This is a genomic window from Pseudomonas sp. 2995-3, assembly GCF_002742565.1.
Lineage (GTDB): Bacteria > Pseudomonadota > Gammaproteobacteria > Pseudomonadales > Pseudomonadaceae > Aquipseudomonas > Aquipseudomonas edaphica.
In genome coordinates this window covers 1-239 of record NZ_LJSB01000434.1, presented here as the reverse complement: position 1 = coordinate 239, position 239 = coordinate 1, and the positions used below count along the sequence as shown (strand labels likewise).

The 239-nt window shown below is 32.6% G+C and carries 1 protein-coding gene; it reads left to right on the top strand.

All coding sequences use genetic code 11. The features are described from left to right. Positions 1-17: 17 nt before the first annotated feature. Positions 18-239: hypothetical protein (locus tag AOA62_RS29940; RefSeq protein WP_143521960.1), on the top strand; the 222-nt coding region annotated here is incomplete at its 3' end.

Here is a 239-nt window from a genome sequence, read left to right as displayed (position 1 = left end):
AACTAATGGTGAACTACATGAAGTCTTTTAAAGATGTCAAAGCAACTACTAAGATAACTAGAGACTTAGTAGCAGAACTGGATGCTGCTACTATTGAAAAGGGAGTTGAACATGCTTATTGGGGAGCAATTAAGGCTACTTTTAAAAATGGTTTGCCAAGTGATACTGATCAAACGGATGGTTTTATACGATTAAAGTATGTTGAATCTGAATTATTCTTATTAATGGAATTTAAGTTT